Source organism: Corynebacterium suedekumii (assembly GCF_030252185.1).
GTDB lineage: Bacteria > Actinomycetota > Actinomycetes > Mycobacteriales > Mycobacteriaceae > Corynebacterium > Corynebacterium suedekumii.
On sequence record NZ_CP126970.1, the window covers coordinates 1,455,666 to 1,469,446 of the forward strand.

A 13,781-nucleotide genomic window follows, 5' to 3' on the forward strand; every position below is an offset into this window, starting at 1 on the left:
GGATGGACCACAACGAAAAGCGGCGCGCCTCCCGCCAAGAAGACCGCGCCGCCACCACGAATTCGATTCATTTTACCTCAAGTCACTCCGTAGAACAATGGTCTGCAGTACCCGGGTATGAGGGGGCGTACGAGGTCAGTGACCAGGGTCACGTCCGCAGTGTTGACCGCAGGATCGTCGACTCCCGGGGAGTACGCCGAACGCTCCAGGGTCGACTACTCACCCCTCAGGTCAATGCCGGCGGGTATCTGTCGGTCCATCTATCCCGGGGTGGGCGGGGTGCCCATCCTCCGGTACACCGCCTGGTCCTCGCGGCATTCGTCGGTCCCGCCCCAGAGGGGTACGAGACTCGACACCTCGACGGTGATCCGGCGAACAACGCCCTCCCCAACCTGACCTGGGGAACGCACAGTGAAAATGAGCTGGATAAGTTCGATCACCATACTCACCCTGCGCAGCAGTCCATCCACTGCCCGCGGGGGCACACTTTGCGCTATGGCAACCTTGAACCCAGCCATTTCCGCAACCGACGCAGAACCTGTCGCGCATGCAATGCCGCAAAGGCATGGGCCCGATACCGAGGGCTCACCTTCGGCGACCCTACAGTCCTCGACTATGCCCGAGCCCGCTACGAAGACTACATCGCCGACCCGGTAGCGTACATACAGTGGAAACTGCTCGTGGACCTGGCATGACGCCCCAGTCCGGCGTCCCGATTCGGGTCATGTATCGGAATGATCCGGCGGCGTATCGGCGTGACATTGAGGCATGGCAGCGCGCGGTCCACGCCGAAAGCGGCCTAACCGGGGTAGGGCGGCTCGTCGTGTTGGCGCTGGCCTTTTATCTCAACCAGAAGACCGGCGAGGCATGGCCTTCACAGCCGACGCTTGCTGCCGTCAACGACACATCGGTCCCCACTGTGAAGACGGCGATGAACAAGGCCAGAGAGCTTGGTTACATCACCAGTCGGCAGCCCCCCGGCAGGTCCCAGTCATTGCGCTACCGACTTTATCTGCCAGCCCGCTCGCCTGTTGCAAAATCCGGCGGTGAGGAAGTTGCCGCCGATGCGGCGGACACACAGGAGGGGGTAAGCATGCTTACTCCCGAAGGGGAAGCATCCTTCCCCCACGGGGTAAGCATGCTTACCCCGAACCTCCGAAAGAATCCCCGACCGAACCCCTGATAGAAAAACATGTCGCTCATTTCCTTCAGAATGACCCGTTAGCGGGCAACTATGACGCCTTCGAAGACTATGCCCGCAGTTCGGCCGGTCACCGCCATCTTGAGAATGTCTGGCGTAAGCATGGCCCGAAGGACGGAGATCTCGACGTGATGCTCGACGAGTTCGAAGCTCACTTCGGCGACCGCGGCCACAGCTCCAACTGGCTGGCAAACTTTACCGCCGCCGTGAAGGCCGTCGAAGCTGACGACGCTTACCCAGCGAACGGTGATCCGCTCAACAACATCGTTGACGCTTACCACCTCCGGCTGGACGACTAACGACTTCTTCCACTTCTCGACCTTGATGCCCCCGCGATCCAGATGAGGACCGCGGGGGCATCGTCCTGCGTGGGCCCAAAGGGCCCCTCAGCACGCCCCTGAAGGCCGCAACCACCTGGACGGGGCCCGCGGGCCTTACAGGCCCCGATAAACGCCTCCTATCGGCCTCTACGTCCGCATCGGTGCACCGGCGCCCGTCCTTAACCCTTGACCTATACGTCCTTGAAAGGACCTTTACGTGAATCACCTCACTTCCCGCGCCAGGACGATCACAGTCCCCACCGCCGCTGGAAAGACACCTACCGAAGTCGACCGGAAGGCACTCGCGCTCGAAATCCTTCCCCAAGTCCATGCCCCGCAGCACGACCGCTCGAATCCGACCCCGAGCAAGCAGTTCGATCCCTCCTGCGACCCCTCGCCACCCGGCTGGGCCGGGTTCGCCGATCTCCTGCGCGTGGAGTTCATCGAGTGGACGCAGGCCGTCAGGTTTACTATTTTCTTCCTCCGCGCGGAGGTCGTGGAGTGGATCGCAGCCATTGGGTCGTTCGCGAAGTCCCTCCGGACCAGCACGGTCCCCGTTCAGCTCAACTCCCACGGTGGTGCGTTCTAATGGCTGCACGCACCCCCAACTCTTATGACACGACCCCCCGCACTGAACCCGGACCCTCCACCGACGGCGAGTGGCTCGACTCGGATGAATTCGCGTACGCCATCGGGTGCAGTGTCAATATGGTCCGCTACCATGCCCGCCGCGGAGTCCTCCGTGTCTTCCCGGACCACGTAGCGCGCGCCTCACGTTACTGGTTCCATCGAGCGTTGCTCGGTGAAGAGCTCGTCTACGCCGTCCTCACAGGAACTAACAACCGCCAACGATGGGGGAGCGGATGGCAGGGAACTCGCCTCACCAACAGGCAGTTAAAACGCCAGGCCAACAAAGCCCGCCCTCGCCGAACCGGTAACACGAGGTAGCGCCTCTGGACGTTCCACGGGCGTCCACACGCGTATGCGTGCGAGACTGGGGGATACCGTGGGCCTTGCCTTACTGCCCGGCGCGGCGGGAGACCCGTGAGATGATCGGGGAGATACTCGAACTGATTGAAAGCGGCGCCCCGTATGTCCTCGATAGAGTTCCTCGACCGATCCACCACTATCTCTCGTCTGCAGTCCTTCGGCCACTACTGGGCCGAACAGACCGCTGCGTGGCACCAGAGTGGGGAAACGGCTACCGAGAAGAAGTACGCCCAGTCGTTCTGGGCGGATCTGCTCAACTGCTTCGGCATCATCGCCGCCCGTCAACGCCTCTTCGAACGCGAAGCACAGCGCGCGACCACCGGCAACCACGGTTGGATGGACTTCTTCTTCCCCGGTGTTGCCATCGGTGAAGCCAAGTCTCTCGGCATGGACCTGAATGCCGCAGCTGCCCAGGTCGACGACTACCTCTCCGGTGGCACCATCAAGCAGACGGAGTTCCCCCGGTACGCGATCCTCACTAATTTCGACACGCTGTCCATCAAGAAGCTCGACATCGATGATGACCCGGTGGTCTTCTCCATCACCGACATCGCCAATCACTACGACGACCTTGTCTTCCTGATCGGCGGCGACACTCTGACTCGCCAGGAAGAAGAAGCTGCCTCCATCAAGGCCGCCCAGCTCATGGCGGAACTCTACGTCGCGATTCTGGGAGATGACGCTGACGAACCTGTCGGAGGCGACCCAGACGCACCAACCAACCCCGAGGATGAGGACGAGCGTGAGGCGACGGCCTCGATGTTGATGACCCGGTTGCTCTTCCTTCTTTATGGCGATGACGCTGGCCTCTGGGAGGTGGACCTGTTCTACCGGTGGGTCGATCAGGAAACCACCGCCGCTAGCCTCGGAGCGCAGCTCGGCCAGCTCTTCGAGCACCTCAATACCCCAGTCAGCCGAAGACCCAAGTACCTGCCCGACCTGATAGCTCGCTTCCCGTACGTGAACGGCGCTGTTTTTGCCGACAACATCGGCATGGAGTACTTCACCACGGACACGCGTGAGGCCCTTCTTGATGCCTGCCGCTTCCAGTGGACCAGCATCAGCGTCTCCGTCTTCGGCGCCATGTTCCAGCTCGTGAAGTCCAAGGAAGCCCGCCGTGCCGCCGGCGAGCACTACACCTCAGAGTCCAACATCCTCAAAACCATCGGCCCGCTATTCCTCGACGAATATCAGGGGCGCGCCGACAGGCTGATCCGCAACAAGTCCAGCCGCCTCAAGGACTTCGACGCCCTCATGGACGAGATGGCCGCGAACATCTATTGCGACCCGGCTTGCGGTTCCGGCAACTTCCTCAATCTCGCCTACGCTCGCCTACGCGAGATCGAAACAGCCTTGATCGTCGAGAAACGAAAACGCTTTAAGACGACCGGCGGTGGTGCCATGACACTGTTCATAGAGGCGGAACAGAAGCTGTCCATCGACCAGTTCCACGGTTTCGAAATCGGGTGGTGGCCGGCCAAGATTGCCGAGACATCCATGTTCCTCGTGGACCACCAGGCCAACCAGAAGCTCGCCAAGGCCATTGGCGAAGCCCCAGAACGGCTGCCCATCACCATCACCGCCCACATTCACCACGGCAACGCCCTCCGTTTCGACTGGCGCGACGCCCTGCCCCTCCCCAAGGGCCAGACTTTCATCTTCGGCAACCCGCCCTTTCGCGGCGACGCCAAGGAAAAGGAGCAACTCAACGATCTCCAACTCGCCTGGGGAGCAGGCGCCCAGCTCTCTCGCATGGACTACGTCACCGGCTGGCATGCCAAGGCCATCGCCTACTACCACGATCGCGCCGGGCAATTCGCCTACGTAACCACCAACTCCATCGTCCAGGGCGACCAGGTTCCACGACTCTTCGGCCCCATCTTCGCCGCCGGATGGCACATCAAATTCGCGCACCGCACCTTTTCTTGGGACTCTCAAGCGCCCGGCCAAGCCGCTGTGCACTGCGTAATCGTCGGATTTACGAGGGACGCGGCCACATGCCCACGCCTCTGGGGCTACCCCCACGTAAAGGGCGAAGCAGTCGAGCAACGAGTTGCCGGGCGCATCAACGCCTACCTTGTTGACGGCCCCAACATTCTCGTCACCAAAGCCAGCACGCCCCTCTCCCCAGAGGTCCGTACGGCTTTCTACGGTTCTAAGCCGACCGACGGCGGCAACCTCATCGTCGAAACCGATGAGTACAACGAGGTCATGGCGGACCCCGTTGCCGCGAAGTACCTGCGCCAATATGTGGGAGCCCGCGAACTACTCCATGGCGAACTACGGTTCTGCCTCTGGCTCGATGGAATGGACCCCACTGACCTCAACCGCTCTGCCATTCTCAAGACACGAGTCGAAGCGGTCCGCGACTTCCGAGCCAAGTCCAAAGCTGCTAGTACCCGCGAATTCGCCGACTACCCTCACCTATTTCGCCAGCGAGCAGCGCAGAAAGTGCCTTACCTCTGCATCCCAATTCACGTGAGCGAGAACCGCCGGTTCTATCCGGTTCAACGTCTGTATCCAGACGCCATTGCTAGCAACGCCAACTTCATCCTCCCGGACGAAGACGGCCTACAGTTCGGCCTCATGTCCTCGTCCATGTTTATGACCTGGCAGAAAACCGTCGGCGGACGTATCAAGTCCGACCTTCGATTCGGCTCCACCCTCACCTGGTATACATTCCCAGTTCCCGCACTCACTGACGACCACCGCGAAGCGATCAAGGATGGTTTCATAGCTATACTTGAAGCCCGCATGCGTCACCCCAAACGCTCCCTTGCTGACCATTACAACCATCTCGTCATGGAGCCGGAACTACTGCGCGCCCACTACTCCCTCGACAGGGCGATAGACAAAGCCTTCGGCGCGCCGGACTTCCTGCGCGATGACCAGGAGCGCTTAGATATCCTGTTCGCCCGATATGCTGACCTGACCCGCAACAGGGCATAGCAGGGGCCCGTAGCGATCTCCCGGGGAGGGAAATGCTACGAGTCAGGCCTGCCCTGGGGCAGGGGAGGTATTAACGGTGCTAGATAGGGAGCGCATCCCGGCGTGTGCTTCATCGCGCTGGCTGTCCCGGCGCGCACATACCAGCTTCACCGTTCCGTTCCGGCGGGAAGTGCCAGGTCACTCGGGGTCGGTTGGCATTCTATTGGCACGTGTTGGTCATACTGGCCAAGAAGGCCCCTTTTACATGGTGTTATGCTGAGTATAGGTGTAGCCCCGGCAGCTCCACTCTTTCCCCCGACCTGTTGATTCAGGTCGGGGGATTTTCCTTATGCTGCTAGGGTGTGTCTGACAAAGCCCGAGCCCAGGCGACGGCGGCATGGATGAGGACGGCGGCGCGGTAGACGATCGCGTGTTTGTCGTAGCGGGTGGCGAGGCCGCGCCGTTGCTTGGTATGGCAGAAGCGGCGCTCGATCACGTTGCGGTTTCTACAATCGGTGACGTCGAGTCCGACGGGCCTGCCGCCGTGTGAGCCGCGCCTCCTGCGGTGCCCCTGCTGGTCGCGCGGTTCCGGGATCACGGCCTTGATGCCGCGTCCGCGCAGGTGCGAGCGGATCGCGCGTGACGAGTATGCTCTACCGCCGCGAATTGCGTCCGGCCGGGTGCTTGGCCGGCCATTATCACGCTTCACGCGTAGCTGCTCGAGCAGGGGAAGCAGCATCGGCGAGTCGCCGGCCTGCCCCGGAGTGATCAGCGTCACCAGCGGCAGCCCGTTGCCATCGACGAGCTGATGGATCTTCCTGGACAGGCCTCCTCGTGAGCGGCCGATGCCGTGATCAGGCGGCTCGACGGCCGGAATTGTGTAATTCGATCCAGCCCCGTGAGACGGGTGGTGTTCGTCGCGTGCTGATGCGCGCGAGCGATTGTCGAATCCACCGATACCGACCAATCGACCAGGCCCTCAGCATCGGCCTGCGCGATCAGCGCGGACACGATCGTGTCCCAGACTCCCTCCGCAGCGACGCGGTGATGCCAGGTCCACACCGTCTGCCACGGCCCGAATACCTCGGGCAAGTCTCGCCACGCGATCCCGCACCGATGCCGGTAGATGATGCCCTCGACCATCGACCTTGCATCCGAGAATCTCCGCCCTGGACTGCCCGTCGGCTTCGGCAACATCGGCTCGATCAACGACCATTGAGCATCCGAGAGCGACTGAAACCGTGACACGTGTTCAAGGCTCTCAGTCCGCAGACGCACCCTCGGTCAGCCGCGCCCTAGTAGTTCAGCGCCGACAGCGCATCCCTGGCGTCGTTCACGGATACGCCACCAGCCACCGCGAGCAATGCCGCGCGCCAGCCAGCCGCGAGCACCTGACCCACCGGCTCCTTGCGCGGCGCAAGGAGCTGGTGGAGCATTTCCACCAGCAGATCGTCTTCAGCGCCGAGAGGCGGCTGGGCGAGCAGGTGTAGGAATCCTTGCCCGGTTGCGAAATCGAACCCGACCTGCAGCGCGGCACGCACCGCGTGCTGCCTCGCGAACTCGGCAGCGCCTTCCATGCGGTCGATCAGCCTTCGTTCGACGTCGCGCCGAACGAAGGCGTACAGGCCGAGCTTGCTGCCGAAGTGATGGTAGATCGCTCCGGTGGTCACGTCGGCCGCGGCGGCGAGCTCACCGACCGTCACATCGCCAAAGGGGCGTGCGCCGAACTCATTGACCGCCGCGAGCGCCAGACGCCCCTTCGGCGAAGTTGAGATCGGAATCCACTCGCGCATAACCACATAATGCCATTATGCTCTGAGGAAAAGCCGCTACGACTCGAAAGTGATGGACCCATGAAGCTCGAACTCCTCTTCTTGCCGACCACCGACCTTGACGCCACGCTCGCGACTTATCGCGATCTCGGATTCGAGGAGGTCTGGCGCGAAGGCGACAGCACCGCCGCCATCACTCTTCCCGGAAGCGAAGTGCAGATCATGCTCGACTCGAACGATCCGACCGCAGTCGCAGGGCCGATGCTCGTGGTGGACAACGTGCAGACGTTCCATGACGCCCGACCGGCGGCGCTCGAAGTCCTGCAAGCACCCGCAGAGATCCCCGACGGGTTCATGGCGACCTACCGCGACGCGGGCGGCACCACCATCTACGTACTCGACCAATCGACCGCGGGCTGAATCCTCTACCGTGCCGCTGTCCTCATCCACGCTGCTATCGCTTGGGCCCGGGCTTTGTCAGACACGCCCTAGCTGGTTTTGGTCTGGGCTTTTCCTGGCCCCGCTGCTCGGCGCCGCTATCGCCGGTGCCACCTACCGGCTGATCTTCCCGGAATACTCCGATCATGTCCTCGAGGACATCGGAGCCACCACCGGCGAGGTGGCGCGCGACGTGCGGTAGGCACGGCGTCGAAAAGCACAACGGGCCCCCACCTGGCAGAAGGTGGGGCCCGTCGTCGATTTCGCGGAAGGTCAGCCCTTGACCGCTCCGGAGATGCCGGAGACGATGTAGCGCTGCAGCACGATGAACAGCAGCACCACGGGGGCGGCGGCGATGACCGCGCCGGCGGTGAACACGCCCCAGTTCTCGCCGAATTGGACGGCCACGAACTGGTACAGGCCGACGGCCAGGGTCCACTTGTCCGGGTCCTGGAGCACGATCTGCGCCATGAGGAAGTCGGAGAAGCTGGCCACGAAAGCGAGCATGCCCACCACCACCAGGGACGGGGTGATCAGCGGGAGGATGATCCGCCAGTACACCTGGGAATGGGTGGCGCCGTCGATGTAGGCGGCCTTGTCGATCTCCGTGGGGACGGTGTTGAAGAAGCCGAACATGAGGAACGTGTTCGACCCGAGCGAACCGCCGAGGTAGATGAGGATGAGGCCCGGCAGGGAGTTCAGCCCCAGCCACGGGTACACCGACTTGATGGAGAACAGCAGCAGGAAGATGGCCACGAAGGCCAGCAGCTGCGGGAACATCTGGATGATGAGCAGGGCGATGAGGCCCGGGCGGCGCGCCTTGAAACGGTAGCGGGAGAAGGCGTAGGCGGCGGCCGCGCCCATGAGCACCGTGCCGATCGCCGTGACCGAGGACACGACCATCGAGTTGATGAACCACTTCATGTACGGGTGCTGCTCGTCGGTGAGCAGGTTCTGGTAGTTCTCCGGCCCGATGGACTGGAAGAGCTGGTTCGACCCCGTCAGAGTGCCCTCGGAGGACAGGGACGCCGAGACGACGTAGAGGATGGGGAACAGGGCGTAGATGATGATGAGCCAGGCGACGATGTGCCGCCAGCCGCCGCGGCGGAACTGCAGCCACGGGGAGCGTCGGTTGCGTTGGAAGTCATCGGCGGAGGCCCGTGACGTCCCCGGTGTCTGTGGTGCGCTGGTGGGGGTGGACATCAGTCGATCTCCTTCAGCGAGTTGGAGCGGATGAGCGTGACGGCGGAGACGATGGCCACCATGATGAAGATCATCAGGGAGATCGCGGAGGCCACGCCGTACTGGTTCTCACCCGAGGCGAACGCGATCTTGTACACGAAGCTGATGAGGATGTCGGTGGCGCCGACGCCGGTGGGCGAGTCGAGGTCACGTGGCCCACCGCCGGTGAGCAGGTAGATGACGTTGAAGTTGTTGAAGTTCATGGCGAAGCTGGCCACGAGCAGCGGGCCCACGGCGATCATGAGCAGCGGGAGGGTGATCTTCCGGAACGTGGTCCAGGCACCCGCGCCGTCGATCTTCGCGGCCTTGTACACGTCGTCCGGGATGGACTGCAGGGCGCCGGTGGTCACGAGGAACATGTACGGGAAGCCCAGCCACAGGTTGACAATGAGCGTGGACAGCCGTGCCAGCCAGGGATCACCGAGCCAGTTGATGTCCGCCCCGCCGAAGAGCACCTGGTTGAAGAAGCCGAAGTCCGTGTTGAGCAGACCCGCCCAGATGAGGATGGACAGGAACGCCGGGAACGCGTAGGGCATGATCACCAGCGCACGGTAGAAGCCGCGCAGCCGCATGTTCGGGTCATTGAACAGCAGGGCCATGAGCAGACCCGCGAAGAAGGTCAGCGCCACCGACAGGAACGCGAACGCGAAGGTCCACGCCGTCACCGACAGGAAGGGCCCCGCGTACGTCGAGTCGGAGAACACCTGGGTGAAGTTGGACAGGCCGACGTTGACGCGCCACCCGGGGATGAGTTCCTCGCCGGCGTCCGACTGGAAGGAGCCGGTGTCGTTCGGGCGGTACTCGGTACCGTCCTGCGCGACGAAGGCGTCCTTCTCCTCGTCGTAGGACATGGTGGAGACATAGCTTGTCGACGTCCGCGCGTCATTCGTCCGCAGCACGTCACCGTCCGCCGTGCCGGAGCCGACACGGATGTCCAGGACATCCTCCTGTCGCTGCATCGCCTCCTGCCGGTCGAGGACCTCCCAGCCTTCGAGCGCGGTGACCCGGCCGTCGGTCACCTCGGTGTCCCCGGTGCTCACGGGGGCGAGGTCCTCGCCGTTGCGGGCGGCGAGGACACCGTCGTCGGTGACCACGGCCAGGCCGAGTTCGTCGCCGTCGTCGATGACGCTCACCGGCCAGGACGGCGCGCCGGGCACGGGCTCGTCGTACTTGAGCTCGAGGGCGGCGATGGCGTCCTCCTTCGAGGAGTTGTGGCCGTCGCCGTAGTTGGTGAACGCGATGCCCGCGGTGTAGATGACCACGAACACCTGGAAGATGAGCAGCATCACGGCCGCGGGGAAGAGGTACTTCCACGGCAGCATCCGCTTGTCGCCCCAGAAGTAGACGACGTCCGCCGCGATGAGCGCGACGACGAGGAACGCGAGGATTCCCCACTGCTCCGACAGCCAGGAGGCGGCGATGCCGTAGAAGCCGAAGGCGTTGACTGCCGCCATGAGCAGCAGTTTGATCCACAGGCCACCGCCGCTGCGGCGCCGGCCGGGGGTGCTGGTTCGGGTATCGAGTGCGCCGGTCATGCGTCGATCGCCCTCTCAATGTTGGTGATCATGGTGTCCCACAGGGTGGTCGGGTCGCCGGCACCGGTGACGATGCCGTTCTGGGTGCTGCCCCAGAAGTTCCACACCGCACCCATCGCGGGGATGGACGGCATGGGGGCGCCGTCCTCCTGGGCGATGCGGGCGTATTCGGCGAGCACGGGATCCCCCATGCCGGCCAGGGCCTCCGTGTTGGCGGGTGGGCGTTGGTTGTTGGCGAACAGCTCCAGCTGGACGTCACGTTCGGACAGGTAGTTCAGTGCCAGGTCCCGGGCCGCCAGCGGCGACGCGGAGTTGGCGTTGACCATGAACGAGGACACGCCCACGAAGGGGACGGCGGGCTGGCCACCGGCGGAGGGCACCGAGAGCACCTCGATGTCCATCCCGGCCGCCTGGATGTCCGGCAGGTTCCATGGCCCGGCGATGAAGTACGGGGATTCACCGTCGATGAACGCCTGCTTGGAGATGTCCGGGGTCATGGTGATGATGAGGTCCCGGTTGCGTCCCAGCTCGGCGAGGTAGGTGGCGAAGGCGCGGCCCTCCTCACCACCCATGCCCAGTTCCGCGGTGTACGCGCCGTCGGCGTCGCGCTCGAAGACCTCGGCGCCGAAGGAGGACTGGATGGGGTAGAGGTGGTACGGGTCGCCCGAGGCCTCCGACTGGCTGGTGGTGAAGGGGTACTGTGCGACGCCCTCGTCCATCAGCCGGTGCCCCTCCCGCAGGAGGTCATCGAAATCGGTCGGCGTGTGCCGGGTCATCTCGTTGTTGCGGAGCAGGGCGACGTTCTCGATGATGAACGGCACGCCGTAGTAGCGGCCGTCGTAGGTGACGGCCTGCAGGGCGATGTCGACGAACGTCTCCTCCGGGTTGATGAGGTCCAGGGGCGAGACGGCACCGTTGTTGACCACCTGTCCCAGCACGTCATGCGGGGCGACGATGAGGTCCGGTCCCTCGCCGGTGGGCACCTGGGTGAGGAAGTCCGAGAGCATCTGCCCGTTGTAGTTGCGCTGGATCACACGGATGTCCACCCCCGTGTCCGCCGAGAACCGCTCCGCCACCTTCTCCAGGCCGGGAACCTCGTACTGGCTGGCCCAGATGGTCAACGGACGGGTGCCGCCGAGCAGCGGGGCAGCCCCGGACGCCCCGGAACCGGCGGAACCGCAGGCGGCGAGACCGGAGGTCACCGCCGTGAGCCCGGCGAGTTTGAGGAAGGAGCGGCGGTCGAATCCGGGCGTCATGACACCGTCTCCTGCCGCAGCGAGTCGCCGCTCTCCCCGTCGAACAGGTGCAGGGAGCGGGGATCGAACCACAGGTTCATCTGCATGCCAGGGCGAACCTGGCTGGCGTTGGTCACCCGGGCGACCAGCTCACCACCGAGATCGTCGACCCCGGCGTCCTGCGCCGCCTCCCGCAGATGGTCGGCCGGGGCGTGGCGCTCCGGGGCCCGGAAGTGGATGAAGCGGTCCGCACCCGTCGACTCGACCATGTCGAGGGTCACCTCGATGGTGGTTCCCCGGTCGGCGACGGCCGGGTCGACGAGGTAGGCGTCGTCGAAGTCTTCCGGACGGATGCCCAGGATGACGGACTCACCCGTCGCCCGGGTCGCCAGTGCGGCCAGCTCCTCCGGCAGGCGGATGTCGCCGAAACCGGTGGCCACCGTGGTCCGGTCAATGAGACGACCCGGGACGAAGTTCATCGACGGGGAGCCGATGAACCCGGCGACGAAGAGGTTCCGCGGGTTGCGGTAGAGCTCATCGGGGCTGCCGGCCTGCTGGATGACCCCCTTGCGCATGACCACCACCCGATCGCCGAGAGTCATGGCCTCGGTCTGGTCGTGGGTGACGTAGACGGTGGTGACGCCGAGATCCTTCTGCAGTCGGGCTATCTCGCCGCGCATCTGCACCCGCAGCTTCGCGTCGAGGTTGGACAGCGGCTCATCCATGAGGAAGACCTTGGGGCGCCGGACGATGGCGCGTCCCATGGCCACCCGCTGTCGCTGGCCGCCCGAGAGCTGGGCAGGCTTCCGGTCCAGGTACTCGTCCAGTCCGAGCGAGGCGGAGACCTCGGCGATCTTCTCGTTGACCTCCGACTTCGGCAGATGAGCGAGCTTGAGGGGAAACGCGATGTTCTCCCGCACCGTCATGTGCGGGTACAGCGCGTAGGACTGGAAGACCATGGCGATGTCGCGGTCCCGGGCGGACAGGTCATTGACCACCTTCCCGTCGATCCGCATTTCTCCGCCGGTGATGTCCTCCAGTCCGGCGATCATGTTGAGGAGGGTGGACTTGCCGCAACCGGACGGTCCGACGAGGATGACGAACTCCCCGTCCTCGATGTCCAGGTTGACGTCCGTGATGGCGTGATAGCCATTGGGATAGAGCTTGTCCAGATGGTCAAGAGTGATGGTGGCCAATTCCGTTTCCTTCCGACGGGGACAGGTAGCCCCAACGATTCGGGCGTTAATGCCGACGTTAAACGGTTCCATGCCTGACCGTGGCTACTTGGGATATGCATTGAATAACATTTGTCGGTGGTCCCTGTGAGGGCTTCCGTTATGGGTACTGGTGGGCGCTGTTGATGCTGGATGTAGGGACGGGTGGCGGATTTCCGGGGAGGGGAGTACGGTGGTCCCCGTAGATGGGTACACGTCAACAACTTTCTGAGGAGAAACACATGTCCAAGCTGTCCACCGCTATCCTCCGTGCCGTCCCGGGCGCCTTCATCGCCAACTCCGGCATCGGCAAGATCGGCATGCCCGCCGAGTACTCCGCCGGCGTCCAGCAGGCCGCCGCCTCCGGCATCCCGGCCGCCGCGAAGCTGCCGGCCGACAAGTTCGGCACCTATCTCGGCTACGCGGAGACCGCCATCGGCGCATCCCTGCTGGCCCCCTTCGTGTCCAGCAAGCTCGCCGGCGCGGGCCTGGCCGCCTTCTCCGGTGGCCTGCTCACCATGTACTTCCGCAACCCGGAGAACACCGAGGCTGACGGCATCCGCCCCTCCCAGGAGGGCCTGTCCCTGTCCAAGGACGTCTTCATGCTCGCCATCGGTCTCGCGCTGATGGCCCAGGGTAAGAACAAGTAACCCGGTTCCGGGCGTTCGTTCCGGCCCCGTCCTCCATCGCGGAGGGCGGGGCCGTTGTGTTGGGCGGGCCGGGCTGGAGTTGGCCGGTGGGGTGGCCGGTGGGGCTGGTGGGCCGCTCGGGGAATGCGGCACGGCCGGGCTCATGTCCTGGCCGATCCGGGGTCGAGTCGTGCTGCGTCTCGGAATGTGCCGGGGGTGGGAAAGGGGGGGGGGCCGGTGGGGCATTGAGGGTATCCCCTGGAGATGTCTCGGGGAT

Annotated in this window: 14 protein-coding genes; 7 read left to right on the forward strand and 7 right to left on the reverse strand. The window is 64.0% G+C overall.

Annotation, left to right across the window (positions count from 1 at the left end):
- Nucleotides 1-2: 2 nt before the first annotated feature.
- From QP029_RS14290 to QP029_RS07360, 5 genes are all read left to right on the forward strand, one after another.
- A complete protein-coding gene (locus QP029_RS14290; RefSeq protein ID WP_432418660.1) occupies nucleotides 3-695 on the forward strand; it encodes an NUMOD4 motif-containing HNH endonuclease in 693 nt (230 codons plus the stop codon).
- Entirely contained in the window at nucleotides 692-1,183 is a 492-nt protein-coding gene (locus QP029_RS07345; RefSeq protein WP_284873714.1) for a helix-turn-helix domain-containing protein, read from the forward strand. The genes QP029_RS14290 and QP029_RS07345 overlap by 4 nt, the downstream gene beginning before the upstream one ends.
- Before the next feature lie 146 nt (nucleotides 1,184-1,329).
- Nucleotides 1,330-1,500, forward strand: coding sequence for a hypothetical protein (locus tag QP029_RS07350; RefSeq protein WP_284873715.1), 171 nt, complete (start codon nucleotides 1,330-1,332; stop codon nucleotides 1,498-1,500).
- Nucleotides 1,501-1,738: 238 nt separating this feature from the next.
- Nucleotides 1,739-2,110 (forward strand): hypothetical protein, encoded by a 372-nt coding sequence (locus QP029_RS07355; RefSeq protein ID WP_284873716.1) that lies wholly within the window; start codon nucleotides 1,739-1,741, stop codon nucleotides 2,108-2,110.
- A 503-nt stretch (nucleotides 2,111-2,613) separates the two neighbouring features.
- A complete protein-coding gene (locus QP029_RS07360; RefSeq protein WP_284873717.1) occupies nucleotides 2,614-5,460 on the forward strand; it encodes a class I SAM-dependent DNA methyltransferase in 2,847 nt (948 codons plus the stop codon).
- Between the two features lie 334 nt (nucleotides 5,461-5,794).
- Here QP029_RS07360 and QP029_RS07365 read toward each other — a convergent pair whose 3' ends face one another.
- From QP029_RS07365 to QP029_RS07375, 3 genes are all read right to left on the reverse strand, one after another.
- Entirely contained in the window at nucleotides 5,795-6,316 is a 522-nt protein-coding gene (locus QP029_RS07365) for an IS5 family transposase (protein WP_284876184.1), read from the reverse strand.
- Complete coding sequence (locus tag QP029_RS07370; RefSeq protein WP_284876185.1) at nucleotides 6,214-6,636, reverse strand: transposase; 423 nt, start codon at nucleotides 6,634-6,636, stop codon at nucleotides 6,214-6,216. Before QP029_RS07370 ends, QP029_RS07365 begins: the two co-directional genes overlap by 103 nt.
- 98 nt (nucleotides 6,637-6,734) lie before the next feature.
- Nucleotides 6,735-7,232 (reverse strand): TetR/AcrR family transcriptional regulator, encoded by a 498-nt coding sequence (locus QP029_RS07375; protein ID WP_284873718.1) that lies wholly within the window; start codon nucleotides 7,230-7,232, stop codon nucleotides 6,735-6,737.
- Nucleotides 7,233-7,292: 60 nt separating this feature from the next.
- Between QP029_RS07375 and QP029_RS07380 the strand changes: the two genes are divergently transcribed.
- Entirely contained in the window at nucleotides 7,293-7,631 is a 339-nt protein-coding gene (locus tag QP029_RS07380) for a VOC family protein (protein ID WP_068478672.1), read from the forward strand.
- 291 nt (nucleotides 7,632-7,922) lie between these two features.
- Here QP029_RS07380 and QP029_RS07385 read toward each other — a convergent pair whose 3' ends face one another.
- From QP029_RS07385 to QP029_RS07400, 4 genes are read right to left on the reverse strand one after another with little or no spacing between them, the layout of a single operon-like run.
- Nucleotides 7,923-8,852 carry a sugar ABC transporter permease gene (locus QP029_RS07385; RefSeq protein ID WP_284873719.1) on the reverse strand — a complete coding sequence of 310 codons (930 nt, stop codon included), beginning with the start codon at nucleotides 8,850-8,852 and terminating at the stop codon, nucleotides 7,923-7,925.
- Complete coding sequence (locus tag QP029_RS07390; RefSeq protein WP_284873720.1) at nucleotides 8,852-10,426, reverse strand: ABC transporter permease subunit; 1,575 nt, start codon at nucleotides 10,424-10,426, stop codon at nucleotides 8,852-8,854. Before QP029_RS07390 ends, QP029_RS07385 begins: the two co-directional genes overlap by 1 nt.
- Nucleotides 10,423-11,682, reverse strand: coding sequence for a sugar ABC transporter substrate-binding protein (locus QP029_RS07395; protein WP_284873721.1), 1,260 nt, complete (start codon nucleotides 11,680-11,682; stop codon nucleotides 10,423-10,425). Before QP029_RS07395 ends, QP029_RS07390 begins: the two co-directional genes overlap by 4 nt.
- A complete protein-coding gene (locus QP029_RS07400; RefSeq protein ID WP_284873722.1) occupies nucleotides 11,679-12,857 on the reverse strand; it encodes an ABC transporter ATP-binding protein in 1,179 nt (392 codons plus the stop codon). The genes QP029_RS07395 and QP029_RS07400 overlap by 4 nt, the downstream gene beginning before the upstream one ends.
- Before the next feature lie 260 nt (nucleotides 12,858-13,117).
- Here QP029_RS07400 and QP029_RS07405 point away from each other — a divergent pair, with 260 nt between their 5' ends.
- Nucleotides 13,118-13,525 carry a hypothetical protein gene (locus QP029_RS07405; protein ID WP_284873723.1) on the forward strand — a complete coding sequence of 136 codons (408 nt, stop codon included), beginning with the start codon at nucleotides 13,118-13,120 and terminating at the stop codon, nucleotides 13,523-13,525.
- Nucleotides 13,526-13,781: the final 256 nt, after the last annotated feature.

Bases quoted from the DNA above. Each gene is read 5' to 3' on its own strand.
- QP029_RS14290 (WP_432418660.1), top strand. From the start codon at position 3: ATGGACCACAACGAAAAGCGGCGCGCCTCCCGCCAAGAAGACCGCGCC.
- QP029_RS07345 (WP_284873714.1), top strand. From the start codon at position 692: ATGACGCCCCAGTCCGGCGTCCCGATTCGGGTCATGTATCGGAATGAT.
- QP029_RS07360 (WP_284873717.1), top strand. From the start codon at position 2,614: ATGTCCTCGATAGAGTTCCTCGACCGATCCACCACTATCTCTCGTCTG.
- QP029_RS07370 (WP_284876185.1), bottom strand. From the start codon at position 6,636: ATGTTGCCGAAGCCGACGGGCAGTCCAGGGCGGAGATTCTCGGATGCA.
- QP029_RS07375 (WP_284873718.1), bottom strand. From the start codon at position 7,232: ATGCGCGAGTGGATTCCGATCTCAACTTCGCCGAAGGGGCGTCTGGCG.
- QP029_RS07380 (WP_068478672.1), top strand. From the start codon at position 7,293: ATGAAGCTCGAACTCCTCTTCTTGCCGACCACCGACCTTGACGCCACG.
- QP029_RS07385 (WP_284873719.1), bottom strand. From the start codon at position 8,852: ATGTCCACCCCCACCAGCGCACCACAGACACCGGGGACGTCACGGGCC.
- QP029_RS07390 (WP_284873720.1), bottom strand. From the start codon at position 10,426: ATGACCGGCGCACTCGATACCCGAACCAGCACCCCCGGCCGGCGCCGC.
- QP029_RS07395 (WP_284873721.1), bottom strand. From the start codon at position 11,682: ATGACGCCCGGATTCGACCGCCGCTCCTTCCTCAAACTCGCCGGGCTC.
- QP029_RS07405 (WP_284873723.1), top strand. From the start codon at position 13,118: ATGTCCAAGCTGTCCACCGCTATCCTCCGTGCCGTCCCGGGCGCCTTC.